The organism is Propionicimonas sp. (assembly GCF_034927565.1).
Classification (GTDB): domain Bacteria; phylum Actinomycetota; class Actinomycetes; order Propionibacteriales; family Propionibacteriaceae; genus Propionicimonas.
This window is the reverse complement of the sequence record NZ_JAYFPT010000105.1, coordinates 1-19,068: the sequence shown is the minus strand read 5'-3', so window position 1 is coordinate 19,068 and position 19,068 is coordinate 1. Positions and strand designations below refer to the sequence as shown.

The window sequence follows — 19,068 nt, the reverse complement described above, 5'->3', positions numbered from 1 at the left end:
AAAAAGAGGGTGCGAGAAGAGAGGGGTAGCTCAGCACGAGGCTGAGAACAGGGTCCGAGCCGGCATGGTGCCGGGCGGGATCAGCGAGCCGGTGCTTGGTGCGGGTCGATCAAGATCTTCCCGAAGTCGTTGGGCTTGCCGAGGGCTTCGAAGGTTGCAGGTACGTCCTCGAGCGCGATGACATCGGTGAGCATGGGCGTCGGGTCGATCCGCCCCTGGGCCGTCATGGTCAGTGCGTGCCGCCAGTGCCGCTTGGCATACCAGCTTGCCCATACCAGTGTGGGGTTCTTCACATGCGGGATCAGTTGGGTGATGGTCTCCTCACCGAAGTGCAGACCGGCCGATACCACGCGGCCGCGCAGTGGGGCGAGCTTGATGGCCTGGTCGAGGATGCCCGGGAACCCCGCACACTCGCAGATGACTTCGGGGCGGCTGCCGTAGGTGTTGTCGAAATAGTCCTCCAGAGAAGTCGCCGCCGGGTCGAGGACGTCGGTGGCGCCCAGCTTCAACGCGAGTTCACGCCGGGCGGGCTTGACGTCGGAAACGACGATGGTGTCGACGCCGCCGGCAACCGCCCAGATGAGGACGGCCAGGCCGATCGGCCCGGCGCCGATGATCAGGAGTTTGTCGCCCATCGCCACTCGGCATTCCTCGAATACCTTCGCGCCGATCGATAGCGGCTCCATCAGCCCGGCCTGGCGATCGCTGACCTCCCCGGGCACGTGACACATCGACTGGGCGTCGACGACCAGATACTCGGCGTATCCCCCGGTCACGTCCTGACCAACCATCTTGAACTGCGCACACTGAACCTGTTCGCCGGTGAGGCACCAGACGCAGGTTCCGCAGGCTTGGGCCGGAAGGCCGACCACCCGCTCGCCGATCGTGAAGTCCGTCACGCCGTCGCCCAGTGTGACCACGCGTCCGAGGAACTCATGGCCCAGGATCGTGCCGGCCTTCAGGTAGCCGGGGAACTTGGGGTCGCCGCCGCAGATGCCGCAGGTGATCACTTCCACCAGCAACTGCCCGGCACCCGGGACAGGAACGGGGACGGCGTCAAGGAAAGAGACGCCCTGTTGGTCGTTGATCGCGACAGCACGCATCGTGGGTGGAAGCTGGGCAGCTACCTGGTTGGGCATAAAGACACCTCATCATCGAGTGGGCCTGTGGTTCCCGGATCCGTGGAGGACTCGGTGGAGAAACAGTAGGCCACTCACAAGACACGTGTCTAGTCGTGGGGCATGTGTTTTTTCACACCGATCGCGTCCCTTGGCGATCTCATCCGGAGTTGGCTGCTTCACACCGTGATGAGGTCGCCGTTGCGGGGCAGTGATCCCTGGAATGTGAGCGGTACGGCGTGGGCGCGTGCGATGTCTGGGCTGTCGATCGCCTGGATGTGGAGGTGGGGTTCGGTGCTGTTGCCGGTGTTCCCACAGCGGCCGAGCGTTTCACCGATGCGCACCCGCTGGCCGGGACGGACGGTGATGCTGCCCTGCTGGAGATGGCACAGGGCGATTACCGCCTGGCCGTTGCCGATGAGAACGTGGTTGCCAGCCAGCGCTGTCCAGCCTGCAGCGACCCGGCGCCGCTGCATCAGCGCGTAACCGACTGATGGCAAGCCTCGATAGGCGGGGTGGTCGGCAGATTCATGGTGGGCGGTCAGGACGGTGCCGGTGACCGGCGACAGGACAGGTCTGCCATGACCAGGGAAGGCGTCAGCGGGTTCGGGGAGCAGTAGCGATCGAGCGGTGAACGGCGCGGTGTGTCCGGCGCCGTCCACGGGGACGAAGTCGATTGCGTAGGCGGTAGCGAACAGTGTCGTGCCGTGGCTGGGGACGTGGTTGGCCGGACTGTTCTGGACGAGCCATCGGCCCGTGAACGGAAACGCTACGTCGATGCCGGTAGCCACCAGCCCTCCTTCCGCCGGTCCGACTGCACCATGATCGCAGTGCCAGCGTTGCTTTCGCGACGGGGTTCGATCTGGTGGGAGGCACGGTCCGTACACATTCGGAGCTGTCTCAGCGATGGAGTCGGGCGGCGCTGGCAAAGCCTGCCAGCCGGGCCGCGGAGTGCGGCTCACTTTCGCGCCCGGGCTTGCCGGGCGGCCCGAGGACCGCTTAGGTATGCCCCATGGTGGCATCGCGTGACGGCATTCATCCTGTCGAACGGCTGGTCTTCTTCACCGATGCGGTGGTCGCGATTGCGATGACGCTGCTGATCCTGCCGCTGGTCGAAGCCGTGACCGAGGCGGCTCGCGCCGGTCTCGACACTGCTCAGTTTCTGGTGGAGAACGAGGGGCCTTTGCTTGGCTTCGGGCTCAGTTTCGTGATCATCGCTGCCTTCTGGCGCAGCCACGACCGGCTGTTCGAACATGTCGGAGGCCAGGACGCGGTGCTGCTGTGGCTCAATGTGGGCTGGATGTTCACCATCGTGTGGCTCCCCGTGGCGACGGCTCTCGTGGGTGCGCTGGACACCGACCGGGTGCAGCTCGGAGTGTATATCGGCAGCATGCTGGCGACGAGTCTGTTGACCCTCGCCATGCACCTGTGGGTGCGCCGTCGGCTGGCGTTGCAGCAGCCGGATCGGCCGATGACCATCCGGTCGACGCGAGCTCTGGCGGCCAACAGCAGCCTGTTCGCCGTGGCCTTGCTGCTCGCCGTTGGCTTTCCCGAACTGGGATTCTGGGCGCTTCTCGTCCTGCTGGCCGATCCGCTACTGGCTCGGCTGCTGAATCGACACGCGCCGTCCTGAACCCGGACCGCCAGCCGCGTCTGACCGCCAGGTTCGACCGAGCCAGGATGGGCCTGTCAGCCCAGGTCCGCCACGGCGTCGCGCGGAGGTGCCGAGGTCTCCGGGGGAGGTGTGGCGATGACCACCTCGGCGCCCGCCTCCTCAAACTCGGCCACCCAATCGCGGGGGGCTCGCCAATCGGTGACCAGGGTGGTGATCTGCTCGGCGCCACAGATCCGGGCGAAGGCGTGGGCACCCAGCTTGGAGGCGTCGGCGACGATCGTGGTGCGGATGGCGCGGGCCTGGATGGCGCGGGCTATGGCCGCTTCCGACTCATTGTGGCAGTAGAGGCCGTGGCGGGAGTCGACGGCGTTGCCTCCGATGATCGCCTCGTCGATGGCAATCTCGCCGAGGGTGAGTTCGGCAAGGTGGCCGGTCGACTCGTAGGACTGCGGACGGACGACGCCGCCGAGCACCACGAGCCTGATGTTGGCCCGCACCGTCAGTTCGTTGGCGATGTTGATGGCGTTGGTGACGATGGTGAGTGCCGACTGGCCTGAGGCGTCCTGCTCGGAACGCAGTGCCAGCGCCCGGGCCACCTCGGTGGTCGTGGTGCCGCCGGTGATGGCCACGACAGAATGGTCGGCTACCCGTGCGCTGGCTGCGGCGGCGATGGCAGTTTTCTGTGAGACGTTGCGCTCGGCGTTGTACCGTAGCGGCAGGTCGTAGGCGGTCGAGTTGGAGACAGCGCCGCCACGGGTGCGGGTGAGTAGTTGCTGGTCGGCGAGGCGGTCGAGATCGCGTCGTACGGTGGCGGGGGAGACGCCGAGGCTGTCGGCGATCGTCGTGATCTCCGCGTAGCCCTCCCGGGACATGAGTCCGAGGATGTGGTTCCAGCGGTCGCGCGCCTTCATCTGCACCCTGCCTTTCTGACGGCGATACCACGCTGGCCAGACCCTATCCTGACCCGCCCCGGAGCCGGGAACTCCGCACAGACTTCGTAGCGAAGTTGAGTGGAGCTGCTGCGATGATGTTACGGGAATGTAACTATCTGGTTCAAAATCCCATGAATCAATCAAAACTGTGCAGATGTATGCAACGATTGCGTCATCGGTTGGTGAGGAGGACGGATGTCAGGCCTGAGTCAGAGGTGTGGGGAGCGTGCTCTCCGCACCGTCGGAGAGGTCCGCCGGTGGTGAGCCAGGAGCCTGTTCTGGTGTCACTGGAGAAGGTGTCGAAGACCTACTCGGGCATCACGGTTCTCAGCGGTGCGAACCTCACGATCCGGGCCGGCGAGGTGCATGCGCTGGTCGGCGAGAACGGCGCCGGGAAGTCCACCTTGATGAAGATCCTTGCCGGTGCGGAGTCGCCCGATCCGGGGGCGACCCTCAGCTACTTCGGCACCGAGCGGCAGGGCGTCGATCCGGTCCAGACCCTGCGGCTCGGAGTCTCGGTGATCTACCAGGATCTCAGCCTGTTCCCCAACCTCAGCGTGGCGGAGAACCTCGGCTTCACCCGGGCCCGCAGCAGGGGTGGTCTCTACCGCCACTCCACCTGGGTCGATGACGCCACCACACTGTTGCGCAAGCTCGGCCTCGACTACGACCCCACCGCACTGGTGGAGACCCTGAGCTTCGGGCAGCGGCAGATGGTCGCCATCGCCCGTGCGGTGGCCTCCGATGCCCAGGTGATCGTCATGGACGAGCCCACCTCGGCGCTGTCCTCGGCCGAGGTCTCATTGCTCTACGGCATCATCGAGGACCTGCGCGCCAGGGGCGCCGGCATCGTCTTCATCAGCCACAAGCTCGATGAGGTCTTCCGGATCGCCGACCGGGTCAGCGTGCTGCGCGACGGCCAGGTGATCACCTCCGGCCCGATCGGCGACTACACCGAGGACGAGCTGATCGCCGCGATGGTTGGTCGCCGCACCGAGTACGAGTCCGCGCGGGTGACCGGCCAGCCGGGACGGGAGGTCCTGCGCGTCGAGGAACTGCTGGTCGACGGAGCCACCGGCCCGGTCAGCCTGACCGTGCACGAGAACGAGATCGTCGCGCTCACCGGCCTGGTCGGCTCGGGCCGCACCGAACTCGCCCACACCATCTTCGGGCTCACCCCGGCGCGGGCCGGAAGGATCAGCATCGACGGCAAGCAGGTCAGGGTCGGCTCGCCCGCGCAAGCGGTCAGGCTGGGTATCGGCTACGTCCCTGAGGACCGCCGGGCGCAGGGCATCTTCGCCGGGCACGCGGTGAGCACGAACCTCTGTGTCGCCGCCCTCGACCAGACCCTCGGCGCTGTGCGGCAGGTCGTCCCCGCCAAGGAGGCGGTCCTCACCCGCCACTACGTCGAAGAACTCGACATCCGTCCGGCGCGTCCCGGCATCGACGCGGGAACCCTGTCGGGCGGCAACCAGCAAAAGGTGCTGCTGGCCCGCTGGATGGCGGCCCGTCCGCGGCTGCTGATCGTCGACGAGCCGACGAACGGTATCGACATCGGCGCCAAGCGGGAGATCCACCAGCTGCTCAAGCGGCTTGCCGAGACCGGGACGGCGGTTCTGGTCATCTCCTCCGAACTGCCCGAGGTGCTGGCCATCGCCAGTCGGATCCTCGTGATGCGGCAGGGACGCATCGTCGCCCAGACCACTCCCGAAGAGAGCACGCAGGAGTCGATCCTGGCACTCGAGCTGTCAGGAGAACAGCCATGATCCAGCAACTCCGGAGGCTCTCCTCCCGCCGGGAGAGCGTCATTGCCGCGGTGATCCTCGGGATCGCGATCATCGTCGGCTGCATCTCCCCGCACTTCTTCACAGCGGCCAACCTGCTCAATATCGTCAGCGGCAATGTCGTGCCGGCGGTGCTCGCCCTCGGCATGGCAGTCGTGCTGGTACCGGCCCACATCGACGTGTCGGTGGGCGCCCAACTGGCGCTGGTGGCCGTGGTGATCGGCGACCTCACCATTGCCGCCGTACAGCAGTCAGTGGTGATGAACCCGGTGTCCGTGCTGCTGCTCGGCCTGGTCGTCGGTGCCGTCCTGGGGGCGATCAACGGTGTGTTCGTGGCCTGGGTCCGGCTGCCCGCCATCATCGTCACACTCGGCATGTCCTCGATCCTGCGAGGGCTACTGTTTGCCACCACCAACGGCTCGTGGAGCTCCGGCATCCCCACCTGGATGACCGACCAGCAGGTCCACGGTCCGCTCGGGATCCCCACCGTGCTGTGGGTGCTGCTGGTGGTGGCGGTCGCGCTGTGGCTGTTCATCCACCACACCACCACCGGACGCGACATCCTCGCCGTCGGCGGCAACCGGGAGGCGGCGCTGCGGCTGGGAGTCAAGGTCGCCCGGACCGACTTCCTGGTCTTCGTCATCATGGGTGCGCTGTCGGGCCTGGCCGGTGTGCTGTACCTGTTCCAGATGGGCTCGGCCCAGCCCGGTGCTGCCGTTGGCATCGAGATGAGCGCCATCGCCGCCGCCATCCTGGGTGGCGCCTCGGTGCTCGGTGGACGCATCCACATCGGCGGCACGCTGCTCGGCGTCCTGCTGCTGGGTGTGATCGAGAACGCACTGGTGCTCAGCGGCGTCCCGGTCTACTGGCAGGACCTCGTCAGCGGCCTGATCGTCGTGGTGGCCATCACCGCGGCGGTCGTCCAGGACAGGGCCTCCCGGCTGAGGGCCGCGCGCACGCCGGCCGGAAAGGAGGTCGAGTGATGCGCCGACTAGCCAAGCGCTACGCCACCGAACTCGTGCTCGTGGGACTGTTCGTGGTGCTGTTCTGGGCAGTGTCCAGCCTCAGCCCCGCCTTCCTCACCACCGGCAATATGTTCCAGCTGGCCCGTCAGATGGTGGAGCTCTCGATCATCACCTGTGGCATGGCGGTGGTCATCATCTCCGGCGGCATCGACCTGTCCGTCGGCGCCCAGGTCGGCCTGATCAGCGTCACCATGGCCGTCCTGATCGTCTCGGGCTGGGCGATGGTTCCCGCCCTGCTGGCAGGGCTGGTCGTCGCACTGATCGCCGGTGCCATCAACGGCCTGCTGGTCGGCGTGCTCGGCGTCCCACCGCTGGTGGCCACCCTCGGCACCAGCCTGGTCTACGCCGGCGCGGCGACGGCGATGAGCGAGGGACGGGCGGTGTCCGGCTTCCCCGAGGCGTACTACGTCTTCGGGCAGAGCTTCGTCGGCCCCGTCCCCGCACAGGTCTTCGTGATGCTCGCCGTCGTCGCGCTCACCCTGGTGCTGATGGCCTTCACCCGGTGGGGACGCAGGGTCTACCTGATCGGCTCGAATCCGGTGGCGGCGCGCTTCGCCGGTATCCGGGTCTCGCGGGTGCTGGCGGGCGCCTACCTGTTCGCCGCGGTCCTGGCCTATGTCGTGGCCGTCGTGCTCTCCAGCCGCACGGCCACTGCGCGGGTCGACCTGGGCGACGCCTACGTGCTGTCGGCGATCTCCGCTGTCGTCTTCGGCGGCATCAGCATCGTGGGCGGCCGCGGCAATGTGCTCGGTGCCTTCCTGGGGGTGGCGATCTTCACCGTCATCCAGAACGGGCTCGGGCTGGCCGGCATCTCGGTCTTCATCCAAACGGTCGTCATCGGTGTCACCCTCATCGCCGTCCTGACCGCCCGCGAACTGTTCGGGAGGCTCGCGCAGCACTCCCGCACAACGAGCACGCCACCGGCCGGTGTGCCCGCAACCACAAAGGAGGAACAAGCATGACCCATCGCGTGAGGTCCGCGCTCGCGGCCCTGACCCTCGCCTCGCTTGCGCTCACCGGCTGTTCCAGCAGCCCGAGCGTGTCCAGCGAGGCTGCCCCGTCCGCGTCGGCCTCGTCCGACAACGGCTCCTACGACGTCGCCTTCATCCCGATGCTGGTCGGCGCCCCCTACTTCGAGACCGCCAACAAGGCGATGCAGGAGGCCGCGGCCCAGGTCGGTGGCATCAACTGGATCTACCAGGGGCCTGACACTGCCGATGCCGCCAAGCAGGCCGAGATCGTGCAGAACATGATCACCAGGAAAGTGGACGCGATCGTGATCTCGGCCGTGGACGGGACCTCCATCGTCCCGGTCCTGAAGCAGGCCATGGACGCCGGCATCCACGTCTACACCTGGGACGTCGACACCAACCCCGAGGGACGCGAGGCCTACATCGGCATCGGTTCCATGGAGGACTTCGGCCAGCACATGCTCGACACCATGGCCAACCTGACCGGCAAGTCCGGCAAGTACGCCGTCATCACCGGCTCGCTCAGCGCCAACCTGCTGAACGAACGCATCGACGCCATCAAGGCCTACTCCGCCAGCGCCTACCCGGACATGGAACTGGTGAGCGTCGAAGGCGCCGACGTCGACCCGGACAAGGCCTACACCATCGCGCAGAACCTGCTCACCGCCCACCCTGACCTCAAGGGCATCATCTCCAACAGCTCCGAGGCTGCCGTGGGCGCCGCCCGCGCCGTCCAGCAGGCCGGCAAGCAGGGTCAGGTGTTCGTCACCGGCATCAGCACCCCCAACGTGATGAAGCCCTACATCGCCGACAACTCGGCCCAGGTGCTCAACTTCTGGGACCTCGAGAAGTACGCCAAGCTCGACGTTCAGGTCGTCAAGGACCTGCTCGACGGCAAGAAGTTCTCCGACGGCCCGGTCACCGGCTACGACGGCTACGACAAGCTCACCTTCTCCGGTGACGTGCTGCTGTTCAACGAGTTCCTCGACATCACCTCGGAGAACATCGACCAGTTCGACTACTGATCGTCCCGCTCCAACCCCCACACGGTGGCGTCCCGCACCAGAACGCGGGGCGCCACCCGCAGGAGAAACCCATGACTGACCTTGTCCTCGGCATCGACGTGGGCACCTCGGGTGCCAAGTCCCTGCTCGTCGACGGCAACGGCACCGTCCTCGCCAGCGCGGTGCACCATTACCCGACCTCACGGACCACCACCGGACAGGTCGAACAGGACGCTACCGGCTGGTGGGACGGGGTGGTTGCCGCCGTGCGCGACACGCTCACCGGCATCGACCCGGCCCGGGTCAGCGCTCTGGCACTGTCCGCCCAGGGCGGCGCGCTGGTGTGCGCCGACAGCGAGGGACGTCCGCTCGCCCCGGCCCGCTCCTGGCTGGACAACCGCGCTGTCGACGCGGCGGCCGAACTGGCAGCACGCTTCGGTGCCCACGGATTCTACGAACGTACCGGCTGGCGGCTCGGTCCTCGCTACAACGCCGCCCAGCTCGCCGACCTGCGGGCGACCGAGCCCGACCTGTTCGGCCGCACTGCCTGCTTCCTCGACACCGCGGGCTTCATCACCCGGCGGCTGACCGGCAAGGTGGCCACCGACCTCAACTCCTCGGGCATCACCCAACTCCTCGACGCCGCTGGGCAGTGCTACGACCCCGAGATCCTCGACGCCCTCGGCATCACCACCGACCGGCTGCCAACGCTGGTCCCCACCGGCACCGTCATCGGCCCGCTCACCGCCGCGGCAGCCGACGCCCTCGGCCTGCCCGCCGGCGTCCTGGTCGTGGCCGGCGCCCACGACCAGTACTGCGCGGCCGTCGGAGCCGGAGCGATCGACGAGGAGACGGTGCTGCTGTCGGCCGGCACCGCCTGGGTGGTGCTCGGCTCCGCAGCACACCCGATCGCCGACCCGCAGGAGAACTTCGCCTTCGGCAGCCATGCCGTCCCCGGGCTGTGGGGACAGTTCGGTTCGCTGCTCAACGGCGGCTCCTCCCTGGAGTGGGTACGCCGGTTGTGGGGAACCGACGGCGTCCCGCTCGGCTTCGACCAGGTCAACCAGGACGCGGCGCAGGTTTCCGCAGGGGCGGACGGGCTGCTGTTCCTGCCGCATTTCGGCGGAACCGTGCCGGACTGGAACGACGCCAGCCGGGGCAGCTTCGTGGGTGTCGACCTGATCCACGAGCGCAAGCACTTCCTGCGCGCGACCCTGGAAGGGATCGGCGCCGAGGCTGCCGCCCTGCTGAGTCTTCATCGCAGGCTCAACCCGGCGGCCCGGCGGGTTCGGCTGATCGGCGGTGCGACCCGCAGCCCGATCTGGCCGCAGATCCTCGCCGATCTGGCGAACGTCCCCATCGAACTGCCCGCGGTCGCCGACGCCGCCTGCCTGGGCGCAGCGGTGATCGCGGCGGCGGGCGACCCCGCCCGGATCGCCGAGACCAGCCGCCGGATGGTCGGTGAGGTCGCCGTCCGTGAACCGGGGCCCGACCGCGACCGCTACGCAGATCAGGCGACCGTTCGCCAGGCATTCGCCGAGGTGCTCTCGGCCACGTACGGCACGACTGCCACACCACCGAGGAGTTGACATGGCTGTTCCCACCATCACCCCGACCGACCGGCGCTTTTACTACGAGCGGCTGCGCGCCCAGTTGCCGGATCGCATCGTCGACGGGCACGCCCACGTCTGGTATGACACCGACCTGTTGCCTGAGGGCAGCTATCCGGCGCGCCGCTCGGCGGCCTGGGCCGCCCGGATCGCCGCGACCAACCCGCTGGCCGACCTGGCCGAGACCTACCGGCGGCTGTTCCCCGGCAAGCAGGTGACCCCGGCGATCTTCGGCAACATCGACACCAATGTCGACATCCTCGCCAACAACGCCCACGTCGCGGCGGACGCCAGGATCTCCGGCCTGCCGGCCCTCGCCGTCTCGCACCCGAACTGGACGGCAGCGGAGTTCGAGCAGCGTGTGCTGGACGGCGGTTTCGCCGGCTGCAAGCCCTACCTCAACTTCGCGCCGACGGACATTCCCAGCGCCGAGATCGAGATCTTCGACTTCCTGCCGCGCACCCACCTGGAGGTGGCCGACCGGCACGGCTGGGTGGTCATGCTGCACATCCCGCGTCCCGGACGCCTCGGCGATCCGGTCAACCTGCGGCAACTCGCCGAGATCGACCGGGACTATCCCCACGCCAGGGTGATCGTCACCCACATCGGCCGCGCCTACGCCCTGGAGGACATCGGCGAGGGCATGAACGTGCTGGCGGCCACCAGGAACCTGCTCTTCGACATCACCGCCAACACCAACACCGAGGTGATGCGCAGGCTGCTCGACGTCGTCGACCCCGGGCGCGTCCTGTTCGGCTCGGACCTGCCGATCTTCGGCCTGCGCGGTCACCGCGTCGTCGAGAACGGGCGCTACCTCAACATCGTGCCGCGCGGTCTCTACGGCGACGTCAGCGACGATCCGACCATGCGTGAGACCGACGACGCCGACGGACTCACCCTCATGTTGTACGAGGAGATAGCCGCCTTCCTGGACGCCGCCGACGCGGCCGGGCTCAGCCGGGCCCAGCGCGATGCCGTGTTCTACGACAACGCCGTCGCCGTCTACGGGCCGGTGTCGCCGACCTGGCGGGAGCGCTGATGGGGACCCCGATCGTCCGCACCCCCTTCTTCGAGATCGGGGTGAAGAACTACCTCCACGGCGACGCCGTCCTCGACCTGGCCCGCGCTGCTGACGAGTCCGCCCGCACCCACGACGTGGACGTGCTCTTCATCGCTCCCACCCTGGAACTGCGCCGGGTCTGCGAGGCCACCGAACGGTTGATCGTTCTTGCCCCCCACATGGATCTCATCCCGCCGGGACGAGGCCTCAGCAAGGTGCTGCCCGAGGGGATCAAGGACGCCGGCGCCGCGGGAGTCGTCCTCAACCACATCGAGGACCCGCTGGCGATCGGCGAGTTGCGTCTGGCGATCGCACGGGCCCGCGACCTGGGTCTGCTGTCCTTCGTCTGCGCCGACAGCGTGGCGGAGGCGGTGGCGATCGCCGGCTTCGGCCCCGACATCATCAACCCCGAACCGAGCGACCGGATCGGCACCACCGGCGGAGTTCCACTCGACTTCGCCCGGGAGTCCACCGTGGCGATCCGTGCGGTGTCCCGGCAGATCCTGGTCGAACAGGCGGCCGGCATCACCAGCGCCGACGACGTCCGGACCCTGGTCCTGGCCGGGGCGGACGGTGTCGGCGTTGCCTCGGGGATCGTCGCTGCCCCCGACCCCGCAGCCGTCGCCCGAACCATGATCGCCGCCCTCGCCGCGGCCCGGGACCAGCTTCGCGAGGAGCCGTCCGTGTCCACCAACAGAAAGGCAACCCGCCCATGACCACCCACCGTTCGACCCTCGGAATCAGTTCCGCCGGCGGCCGTCCGTCCTTCCACAAGATCACCGACCAGGTGAAGACCGCCGTGGCGGCATCCGGGGTGAGGCAAGGGCTCTGCGTGGTCTCCACCCACCACACCACCTGCTCGGTGATGATCCAGGAAGACTCGATCGACCTCACCTACAACGGCCTGGAGTTCCTGCAGCAGGATCTGTGGGACATCCTGGAGGAGCTCATCCCCACCACTCGTGCGGAGGGGCAGTATCGCCACCCCGGCCCCGAGCTCACCGAGTTCTCCCGGCTCCACGGCGAGTCGAAGCCCGAGACCCTCAACACCGACGGCCACCTTCGTTCGGCCTTCTTCGGACGCAGCGAGACCATCCCGGTGGTGGATCAAGACCTGGACCTGGGCAGGTTCGCCCACGTGTACTTCGTCGACTTCGACCAGACCCGTCCCCGCGACCGCGAGGTCTCGGTCACCGTCATGGGCGACTGACGCCCCCTTCCAGCCACGAACCAAGAGGAGTCCCAATGACCACCGTGCATGCCCAGTTCACCATTGACTCGGATCGCCGCCCCACCTTCGACGACGTCACCGACCGGGTCACCGAGATCGCCGCCGGCTGCGGCCTCGCGGACGGCCTGGTCACGGTCTACTCCCAGCACACCACCTGCGCGGTGCTGATCCAGGAACAGTCCGACGACGTCAACTACTGGGGGACGCAGTTCATCCTGCAGGACCTCGTCGGCGGGCTCGCCACGCTGTTCCCCAGTTGCGCGACCGAGGGCCAGTATCTGCACCCCGGGCCGGAGCACATTCGCATTGCCCAGGCCGAACGTGCCGAGGAGCCCGTGTGGAGCCTCAACACCGACGCCCACCTGCGCTCGGTGATGCTCGGACGCTCGGTCGCCATCCCGTTGCAGGATGGCCGGCTCGAACTGGGCGACTTCGGACGGATCTACTTCGCCGACTTCGACCAGGTGCGAGCCCGCACGCGAACCGTGCGGGTGGCGATCGTCGGCTGAACCCCGCGGGGGCACTGCTGTCGGCGTCCCTTGACGAGATCTGAGCCGACAGCTACTGTGTAACCGGTTCCAGCTGGAACCGGTTACACAGTAGCGAGGAGGCTGGTGTGGTCACCGCCTACGATGTCGCGGCGCAGGCTGGCGTCTCGGTGGGAACCGTGTCGCGTTACCTGACCGGCAATGGTTATGTCAGCGAGGCCGCCCGGCAACGGATCGCCGCGGCCGTGGCTGAGCTGGGCTACATCCAGAACCGGGCGGCGGCGAGTCTGACCACCAAGAAGACCGGACTGCTCGGGTTTGTGGTCTCGCAGCTGAGCAACCCGTTCACCGCTGAAGTCGCGGCAGCGCTCGGTGACGAGGCGCGGGCGGACGGCTATGGAGTGGTGATCTCCGATTCCAACGGCGATCCGGACCTGGCGATCCAGGCGATCACCCTGTTGCGCAGCCACGACGTCGACGGACTGATCGTGACGCCACCGGAAAGCCCCGCCTACAACGACGCCCTCCTGGCTGCCGCCCGGAGCATCCCCGTGGTCGGGATCGGTTTGCGGACCAACCCCATGGTCACCGACCTGGTCAGCGGCGACACCCGGGGCGGGGCCCGTCTGGCGATGTCCCACCTGCTCGCTCTGGGGCACTCCCGGATCGCCTATGTCGGCGGGTCCAACATGGCCAGCGGGCGGTTCGAGGGCTATCGCGACTCGCTGACGGAGTCGGGCATCGAGATCAACGCTGACCTGATCTCGTTGGGGACGATGGATCGTGAGGCCGGCTTCAACGCGGTGCAGCGTTTCCTGACCCAACCGGCGCCTGTGACGGCGGTGTTCGCAGCCAACGACGCGCTTGCCCTGGGCGTGCTGCAGGGTGCCCACCGGCTCGGCGTCAGGGTCCCCCAACAGTTGTCGGTGATCGGTTACGACAATGTCGACATGGCGGTCCATGCGATCCCGCCGCTGACCACCGTCGCACAGAACATGGTTGGCATGGGCAGGGCGGCGATCCGGCTGCTGATGGATCGCCTGTCCGGCGCCGCACCCGCTGGCGAACCACGGCAGGTCGTCCTCGAATCCACCCTTGTCATCCGCGAGTCCTGTGCCGAACCGGCCGGGCAGTGAGCGGAGCCGTCCCCACCTGGCAGTTGAGAAAGGAAACCATGAGCACCGTCTCGTCAACGACCGATCTGGTGGTCGATCTCGCCGGCGCCGACTACACCGACCGGGTGTACGGCTGCTGGCAGGGCAAGAACGCCGGCGGCACCCTGGGCACACCCCTGGAGGAGGCCTGGGGACGCGAAGAGCCCTTCGACGTCTGGTGGTACCCCGAGTTGCAGGAGGGCGGCCTGCCCAACGATGACCTCGAGATGCAGCTGGTGTGGCTGAAGGCCGTCGAGGAGGTCGGGCCAGGCATCACCGCCCGCGATCTGTCGCGCTACTGGCTCGACCACATCGGCTACAACTTCGACGAGTACGGCCTGTCGAAGCTCAACCTTCGCCTCGGTCTGGAGCCGCCGGTCAGCGGCCACTACAACAACTGGTTCACCGATTGCATGGGGTCGCCGATCCGATCCGAGATCTGGGCCTGCCTGGCCCCAGGCGCACCGCGAGTGGCCGCCCGCTACGCCTATCAGGACGCGATCTGCGACCACGCCGGGGGAGAGGGGGTCTACGGCGAGCTGTTCAACGCCGCGCTCGAGTCGGCGGCCTTCGTCGTGCAGGACCCGCAACTGCTGATCGACATCGCGCTGTCCTACATCCCACAGGACTGCGCCATGCGCACGGCGGTGGTGGCTGCCCGCAATGCCCATGCCGCCGGCCTGGACTGGAAGCAGGCCCGCCGGGCGGTGCTGGACGCGACCCCGCACTACAACGCCCAGTACTCCCCGATCAACACCGGCTTCCAGGTCATCGGGCTGCTCTATGGCACCGACTTCGGCAACGGGATCTGCACGACGGTCAACTGCGGCTACGACACCGACTCCTCCGGGGCGGCGATTGGCAGCTACCTCGGCATCATCCTCGGCAGCGCAGGGCTTCCCGAGGAGTGGGTGGCACCGCTGGGCACGGGCATCTCCACCAACGAGTCCTGGGGTGGCGTGCGGCACCTCGCCGACGGCACCAATCCGGTGCCCGCCGATCTGGACGAGTTGATCGCCCGGATCCGGGTCGCCGCCCAGCGGGTGCTCCGCGAGCGTGGGGTGCTGGGCGAAGGGACCAGCTACTCGGTGGTGCTGGACGACCTCTACGCCGACGCCGGGATCGCGGAGCTGCTCGCCTGTGACCCCAACACGGTGCCGTTCCCCGGCGAAGACCTCGACGTCGCCATCGCATACGTTGACGGTCCGGGCTGCGTCCCGGGAGCCGTCCAGCGGATCCGCACCCGGCTGACCAACCGGCGTCTGGACCCCATCGACCTGACAGCGGCGCTGCGGGTCCCCGCCGGCTGGACCGCGCCGCTGACCCGGACGATCGCTCTTGAAGCCGGCGGTACCGAACTGGTGGAGTGGGAGATCACCCCCGGGCCGCTGGGCACGGTCAGACTCGCGAACCACTGCTGGCTGGAGCTGGTGCCCCAGGACCGTCCGGTTCCGCCGGCACTGCCGGTGGTCCTGGTCGGGTCGCACGCGGTGCGGCGCACTCCCGTGCTGGCGGCCGAAGGACGAACCGTGGACGAGTTGCTCGACGCGCCGTTCGCCGCCGAGACCGCCACCTCACCGCTCAGCGAGAACGGCCGCCCCGGGCCGTGGGAGATCGCCTGGGCCGACGGGCATGCCCAGCCGGTCGAGCTGGACCGGGCCGGCGTCCGCTACCTGCAGGCGTTCATCAACTGCCCCAGCGAGCGGGACGGCTTCCTGGTGATCGACCCGAGCTGCCCGATCAGGTACTGGCTCAACGGGGTCGAGATCGGTCAGAACCGCGAGTTCCGGCTGATCCGACCGAACCAGAAGTCGGCCGAGGGGATCGGCGCCGACGTCCACCTGCGGCAGGGCTGGAACGAGATCCTGGTGAAACTCGTCCACGACGGTGAGCACGCCCCCGCCGAACTCCATCTCGCCTTCTCCAGCCCGTTCCGGATCCACGCCTACGCCCACGACCTCGACTGGGCGGCGTTCCCCTGGAGTTCCACCCAACCATCCGACGACTAGCACCAATCAACCAGAACCGAAAGGACAGCGATGTTCTCACGCAAACCCAAGGGCCTGTCGCTGGTCGCGGCCGGCATCGCCACCGCGCTCCTGCTCGCAGGCTGCGGATCAAACCCTGCACCGAGCACGTCCAGCTCCGCCGGTGGCGGTTCGGCGCCTGCCGCACAGACCACCATCGACCTGTGGAGCTGGAACCCCGACGAGAAGACGGCGGTCAGCTATATCGAGGCCTTCGAGAAGGAGAACCCGACGATCAAGGTGACCCCGCGGTTCATCCAGTACTCCGACTACGTCAACACCGTCCAACTCGCGCTCCAGTCCGGCTCCGGACCGGACGTCTTCGGTATCCAGGTCGGAGCCCTGACCAACCAGTTCGCCCCGTTGTCGGAGGATCTCGCCCCGGCGCTGGAAGCGAAACTCGGCGCCGACTGGAAGGACAAGCTGACCGCTACCGACCAGCTCGCTGTCGATGGCAAGCAGGTCGGCGCACCGTGGATGATCACCGGTGGCGGCCTGATCTGGGCCAACCAGACCCTGGTCGACTCACTCGGCCTGAAGGTGCCAACCACGATGGCCGAGTTGAAGACCTTCTGCCAGGCGGTCAAGGACGCCGGCAAGGCCTGCATGCTGCAGGGCGCGAAGGACGCCTGGCAGAACATCGACGTCTACCAGTCGATCATCAACCAGATCGCCCCCGGTGAGTTCTATAAGGCGCTGGCCGGTCAGGCCGACTTCAGCGGGCCCGACTTCGTCAAGGCCTTTGACATCTGGAAGAGCTTCTTCGATGACGGCATCTTCATCGACGGTGCCCTCGGCATGACCGGCTACCCGGACGCCAACGATGCCTTCAAGAAGGGCGAGGGAGCGTTGATCGCCTTCGGCAGCTGGCAGAACGCTGACACCACAAACAAGCGGCTGGCCGAGTACGCCGAGAGCTACGGGGACGCGTTCGACCCGAACACCGTGTTCATGCCGTACTTCTTCCCGCAGGTGGTAGACGGCGGCACTACCGGCACCATGTTCGGCGGCCCTGACGTCGGCTTCGCCGTGGCCTCGTCCAGCGACGCCAAGGAGGCGGCGGAGACGTTCGTCACCTGGCTGAGCGCCAGTGAGACCGGTCAGAAGCTGATGGCCAAGACCGTTCAGCAGCCTGCGCTGAAGTCCGTGCCGCTTGACCTCTCCGATGTCACCACCGATGCCCAGAAGGCGGCCCTTGAGGCCCAGGGCCCGGCGCTGGCCGACATGATCGGTGCCCGCCAGATCGACAGCGCCGATGTCAACACCGCCCTCGGCGACGCGCTCTCCGCGGTCGCGTCCGGGCAGCAGAGTTCGGCCGATGCGGCCAAGGCGGTTCAGGCCGCCATCGCCGGCTGAACCCGGTCGGTTGTGGTGCGGGCGCAGTGCCTGCACCACAACCGTGACCGTCAGGATCATCGAGGCAACCACGAAGGAGGTCACCGTGACGACGTCCCTGCCCACCGCACGCCGCCGGAGCACGCGGCAACCCACCGCCTACCTCTACCTCCTGCCGGCGCTGGTGGTGATCGTGGGCATCACCTACTTCGGGATTGGCTACAACGGCTGGGTCTCAACCCTCGACTGGAATGGTGTCGATCCCAGTCCGACCTCGGTCGGGATCGGCAACTTCGCCGCGATTGCCGTCGACCCGATCTTCTGGGGTTCCCTCTCCCACGTCGCGATCTTCGGTGTGATCACCATCACGATCCAGATGGTGCTTGGGCTGGCGCTGGCGCTGGTGTTCAGCGGGCCGGTCGCCGGACGGGGGGTGTACAAGGCACTCATCTTCATCCCGGTCGTGCTGGCGCCGGCGGCAATCTCGACGGCCTTCCGTCAGTTCCTCAGCCCCACCGGACAGGTCAATCAGGTGCTGGAGACCCTCGGCCTCGGCTGGATGGCTCAGGCCTGGATTGCGGATCCGCGGTTCGCGCTCTCTGCGCTGGCGGCGGTGAACATCTTCCAGTGGACGGGTTTCAGCTTCATCCTCTACCAGGCAGCGCTGTCGCAGATCGACCCCAACAACCTTGAGGCCGCCCAGCTCGACGGTGCCGGAACCTGGCGCACCATCCGCCACATCGTCATCCCGCAGCTGCGCTCGACCCACCTGACCCTGGCCCTGACCGGGGTGATCGGCTCACTGAAGACCTTCGACATCGTCTACCTGATCACCGGCGGCGGGCCGGGCCGGGCCACCGAGTTCCTCACCACCTACATCTACAAACAGAGCATCACCCAGTTCCACGTGGGCTACGGTGCCGCGCTGTCGATCATCATGCTGGTGCTCGCGCTGCTGCTGACCCTCGTCCAGCTCCGGCTCTACCGTCTCGACCAGGAGGACTGAGGTGTTCGGACGACCCACCCTGCGCAACCGGATCTTCTACCAGGTGCTCGCGACCCTGTGCGTGGTGCCCTTCGCGCTGCCGCTGTTCTGGATCATCTCGATCAGTTTCGAGGGACGCGGGGCGGTGGCGAACTACTCGGCGGTGGTCACCCAGACCCCGTTCGTCAGGTTCTTCCTCAACAGCCTGGTCATCTCGGCCGGGACGGTGGCGCTGGTGTTCGCATGCACCATGCTGGCTGGCTACGCCCTGGGCAAGCTCGACTTCGCCGGCAAGAAGCTGATCTTCAACGCGATCCTGGTTGGACTGATGATCCCGGCGGTCGCGCTGATCGTCCCGATCTTCCTGATCGTGCGGCAGTTCGGTCTGTTCAACAACTTCGTCGCCGTCATCCTGCCGCTGACGGCAGTGATCATGCCGATGACCGTTCTGCTCACCCGCAACTACATTCAGGGCATCCCCGACGAACTCATGGACGCGGCCAAACTCGACGGGGCCTCCAGCTTCGGAACCCTGTTCCGGATCGTCATCCCGCTGTCCAAACCGATCATCGCGGTGATCGTGGTCTGGGCGCTGCTGAACTCCTGGAACGAGTTCCTGCTCCCGCTGCTGTTCCTGCAGGATCCGAACCTGCAGGCGATCACCCAGATCCCGACCTATTTCACCTCGACCTACGGCTCCGACGTGCCGAAGATCTTCGCCGCGCTGGT

18 protein-coding genes are annotated in these 19,068 nt (G+C 67.3%); 15 read left to right on the top strand and 3 right to left on the bottom strand.

Going from position 1 to position 19,068, the window contains the following annotated elements:
- Nucleotides 1–80: 80 nt before the first annotated feature.
- Nucleotides 81–1,103, bottom strand: a complete 1,023-nt coding sequence (locus VB080_RS14755) for an alcohol dehydrogenase catalytic domain-containing protein (protein WP_323419216.1) — start codon at nt 1,101–1,103, stop codon at nt 81–83.
- Nucleotides 1,104–1,297: 194 nt separating this feature from the next.
- Nucleotides 1,298–1,909, bottom strand: coding sequence for a M23 family metallopeptidase (locus VB080_RS14750; protein WP_323419215.1), 612 nt, complete (start codon nt 1,907–1,909; stop codon nt 1,298–1,300).
- A gap of 221 nt (nt 1,910–2,130) precedes the next feature.
- On the opposite strand from VB080_RS14750, the gene VB080_RS14745 reads away from it, so the two are divergent.
- Nucleotides 2,131–2,751 (top strand): TMEM175 family protein, encoded by a 621-nt coding sequence (locus tag VB080_RS14745; protein ID WP_323419214.1) that lies wholly within the window; start codon nt 2,131–2,133, stop codon nt 2,749–2,751.
- Nucleotides 2,752–2,807: 56 nt separating this feature from the next.
- On the opposite strand, the gene VB080_RS14740 is transcribed toward VB080_RS14745, so the two are convergent.
- Complete coding sequence (locus VB080_RS14740) at nt 2,808–3,644, bottom strand: DeoR/GlpR family DNA-binding transcription regulator (protein WP_323419213.1); 837 nt, start codon at nt 3,642–3,644, stop codon at nt 2,808–2,810.
- Nucleotides 3,645–3,925: 281 nt separating this feature from the next.
- Between VB080_RS14740 and VB080_RS14735 the strand changes: the two genes are divergently transcribed.
- The 14 genes from VB080_RS14735 to VB080_RS14670 all read left to right on the top strand — a co-directional run.
- The gene (locus tag VB080_RS14735) at nt 3,926–5,431 is read left to right on the top strand and encodes a sugar ABC transporter ATP-binding protein (RefSeq protein ID WP_323419212.1); all 1,506 of its coding nucleotides are present in this window, start codon (nt 3,926–3,928) and stop codon (nt 5,429–5,431) included.
- Complete coding sequence (locus tag VB080_RS14730) at nt 5,428–6,432, top strand: ABC transporter permease (RefSeq protein WP_323419211.1); 1,005 nt, start codon at nt 5,428–5,430, stop codon at nt 6,430–6,432. Before VB080_RS14735 ends, VB080_RS14730 begins: the two co-directional genes overlap by 4 nt.
- Entirely contained in the window at nt 6,432–7,436 is a 1,005-nt protein-coding gene (locus VB080_RS14725) for an ABC transporter permease (RefSeq protein WP_323419225.1), read from the top strand. Before VB080_RS14730 ends, VB080_RS14725 begins: the two co-directional genes overlap by 1 nt.
- Complete coding sequence (locus VB080_RS14720; protein WP_323419210.1) at nt 7,433–8,470, top strand: autoinducer 2 ABC transporter substrate-binding protein; 1,038 nt, start codon at nt 7,433–7,435, stop codon at nt 8,468–8,470. Before VB080_RS14725 ends, VB080_RS14720 begins: the two co-directional genes overlap by 4 nt.
- 71 nt (nt 8,471–8,541) lie before the next feature.
- Nucleotides 8,542–10,038 (top strand): xylulokinase, encoded by a 1,497-nt coding sequence (locus VB080_RS14715; RefSeq protein WP_323419209.1) that lies wholly within the window; start codon nt 8,542–8,544, stop codon nt 10,036–10,038.
- 1 nt (nt 10,039) lies between these two features.
- A complete protein-coding gene (locus VB080_RS14710; RefSeq protein WP_323419208.1) occupies nt 10,040–11,098 on the top strand; it encodes an amidohydrolase family protein in 1,059 nt (352 codons plus the stop codon).
- Nucleotides 11,098–11,835 (top strand): triose-phosphate isomerase, encoded by a 738-nt coding sequence (locus VB080_RS14705; RefSeq protein ID WP_323419207.1) that lies wholly within the window; start codon nt 11,098–11,100, stop codon nt 11,833–11,835. The genes VB080_RS14710 and VB080_RS14705 overlap by 1 nt, the downstream gene beginning before the upstream one ends.
- Nucleotides 11,832–12,329, top strand: coding sequence for a secondary thiamine-phosphate synthase enzyme YjbQ (locus tag VB080_RS14700; protein ID WP_323419206.1), 498 nt, complete (start codon nt 11,832–11,834; stop codon nt 12,327–12,329). The genes VB080_RS14705 and VB080_RS14700 overlap by 4 nt, the downstream gene beginning before the upstream one ends.
- A gap of 35 nt (nt 12,330–12,364) precedes the next feature.
- Nucleotides 12,365–12,859 (top strand): secondary thiamine-phosphate synthase enzyme YjbQ, encoded by a 495-nt coding sequence (locus VB080_RS14695; protein ID WP_323419205.1) that lies wholly within the window; start codon nt 12,365–12,367, stop codon nt 12,857–12,859.
- Nucleotides 12,860–12,966: 107 nt separating this feature from the next.
- Nucleotides 12,967–13,974 (top strand): LacI family DNA-binding transcriptional regulator, encoded by a 1,008-nt coding sequence (locus tag VB080_RS14690; RefSeq protein WP_323419204.1) that lies wholly within the window; start codon nt 12,967–12,969, stop codon nt 13,972–13,974.
- Between the two features lie 38 nt (nt 13,975–14,012).
- Nucleotides 14,013–16,001 (top strand): ADP-ribosylglycohydrolase family protein, encoded by a 1,989-nt coding sequence (locus tag VB080_RS14685; RefSeq protein WP_323419203.1) that lies wholly within the window; start codon nt 14,013–14,015, stop codon nt 15,999–16,001.
- A gap of 30 nt (nt 16,002–16,031) precedes the next feature.
- Complete coding sequence (locus VB080_RS14680; protein ID WP_323419202.1) at nt 16,032–17,375, top strand: ABC transporter substrate-binding protein; 1,344 nt, start codon at nt 16,032–16,034, stop codon at nt 17,373–17,375.
- Nucleotides 17,376–17,460: 85 nt separating this feature from the next.
- The gene (locus VB080_RS14675; RefSeq protein WP_323419201.1) at nt 17,461–18,360 is read left to right on the top strand and encodes a sugar ABC transporter permease; all 900 of its coding nucleotides are present in this window, start codon (nt 17,461–17,463) and stop codon (nt 18,358–18,360) included.
- 1 nt (nt 18,361) lies between these two features.
- Nucleotides 18,362–19,068 (top strand): carbohydrate ABC transporter permease (locus VB080_RS14670; RefSeq protein WP_323419200.1); only part of this gene is annotated, 707 nt, incomplete at its 3' end.

Coding starts and splice junctions, on each gene's coding strand:
- VB080_RS14715 (WP_323419209.1), top strand. CDS start 8,542: ATGACTGACCTTGTCCTCGGCATCGACGTGGGCACCTCGGGTGCCAAG.
- VB080_RS14680 (WP_323419202.1), top strand. CDS start 16,032: ATGTTCTCACGCAAACCCAAGGGCCTGTCGCTGGTCGCGGCCGGCATC.
- VB080_RS14745 (WP_323419214.1), top strand. CDS start 2,131: ATGGTGGCATCGCGTGACGGCATTCATCCTGTCGAACGGCTGGTCTTC.
- VB080_RS14755 (WP_323419216.1), bottom strand. CDS start 1,103: ATGCGTGCTGTCGCGATCAACGACCAACAGGGCGTCTCTTTCCTTGAC.
- VB080_RS14700 (WP_323419206.1), top strand. CDS start 11,832: ATGACCACCCACCGTTCGACCCTCGGAATCAGTTCCGCCGGCGGCCGT.
- VB080_RS14695 (WP_323419205.1), top strand. CDS start 12,365: ATGACCACCGTGCATGCCCAGTTCACCATTGACTCGGATCGCCGCCCC.
- VB080_RS14705 (WP_323419207.1), top strand. CDS start 11,098: ATGGGGACCCCGATCGTCCGCACCCCCTTCTTCGAGATCGGGGTGAAG.
- VB080_RS14720 (WP_323419210.1), top strand. CDS start 7,433: ATGACCCATCGCGTGAGGTCCGCGCTCGCGGCCCTGACCCTCGCCTCG.
- VB080_RS14725 (WP_323419225.1), top strand. CDS start 6,432: ATGCGCCGACTAGCCAAGCGCTACGCCACCGAACTCGTGCTCGTGGGA.
- VB080_RS14730 (WP_323419211.1), top strand. CDS start 5,428: ATGATCCAGCAACTCCGGAGGCTCTCCTCCCGCCGGGAGAGCGTCATT.
- VB080_RS14685 (WP_323419203.1), top strand. CDS start 14,013: ATGAGCACCGTCTCGTCAACGACCGATCTGGTGGTCGATCTCGCCGGC.
- VB080_RS14740 (WP_323419213.1), bottom strand. CDS start 3,644: ATGAAGGCGCGCGACCGCTGGAACCACATCCTCGGACTCATGTCCCGG.
- VB080_RS14710 (WP_323419208.1), top strand. CDS start 10,040: ATGGCTGTTCCCACCATCACCCCGACCGACCGGCGCTTTTACTACGAG.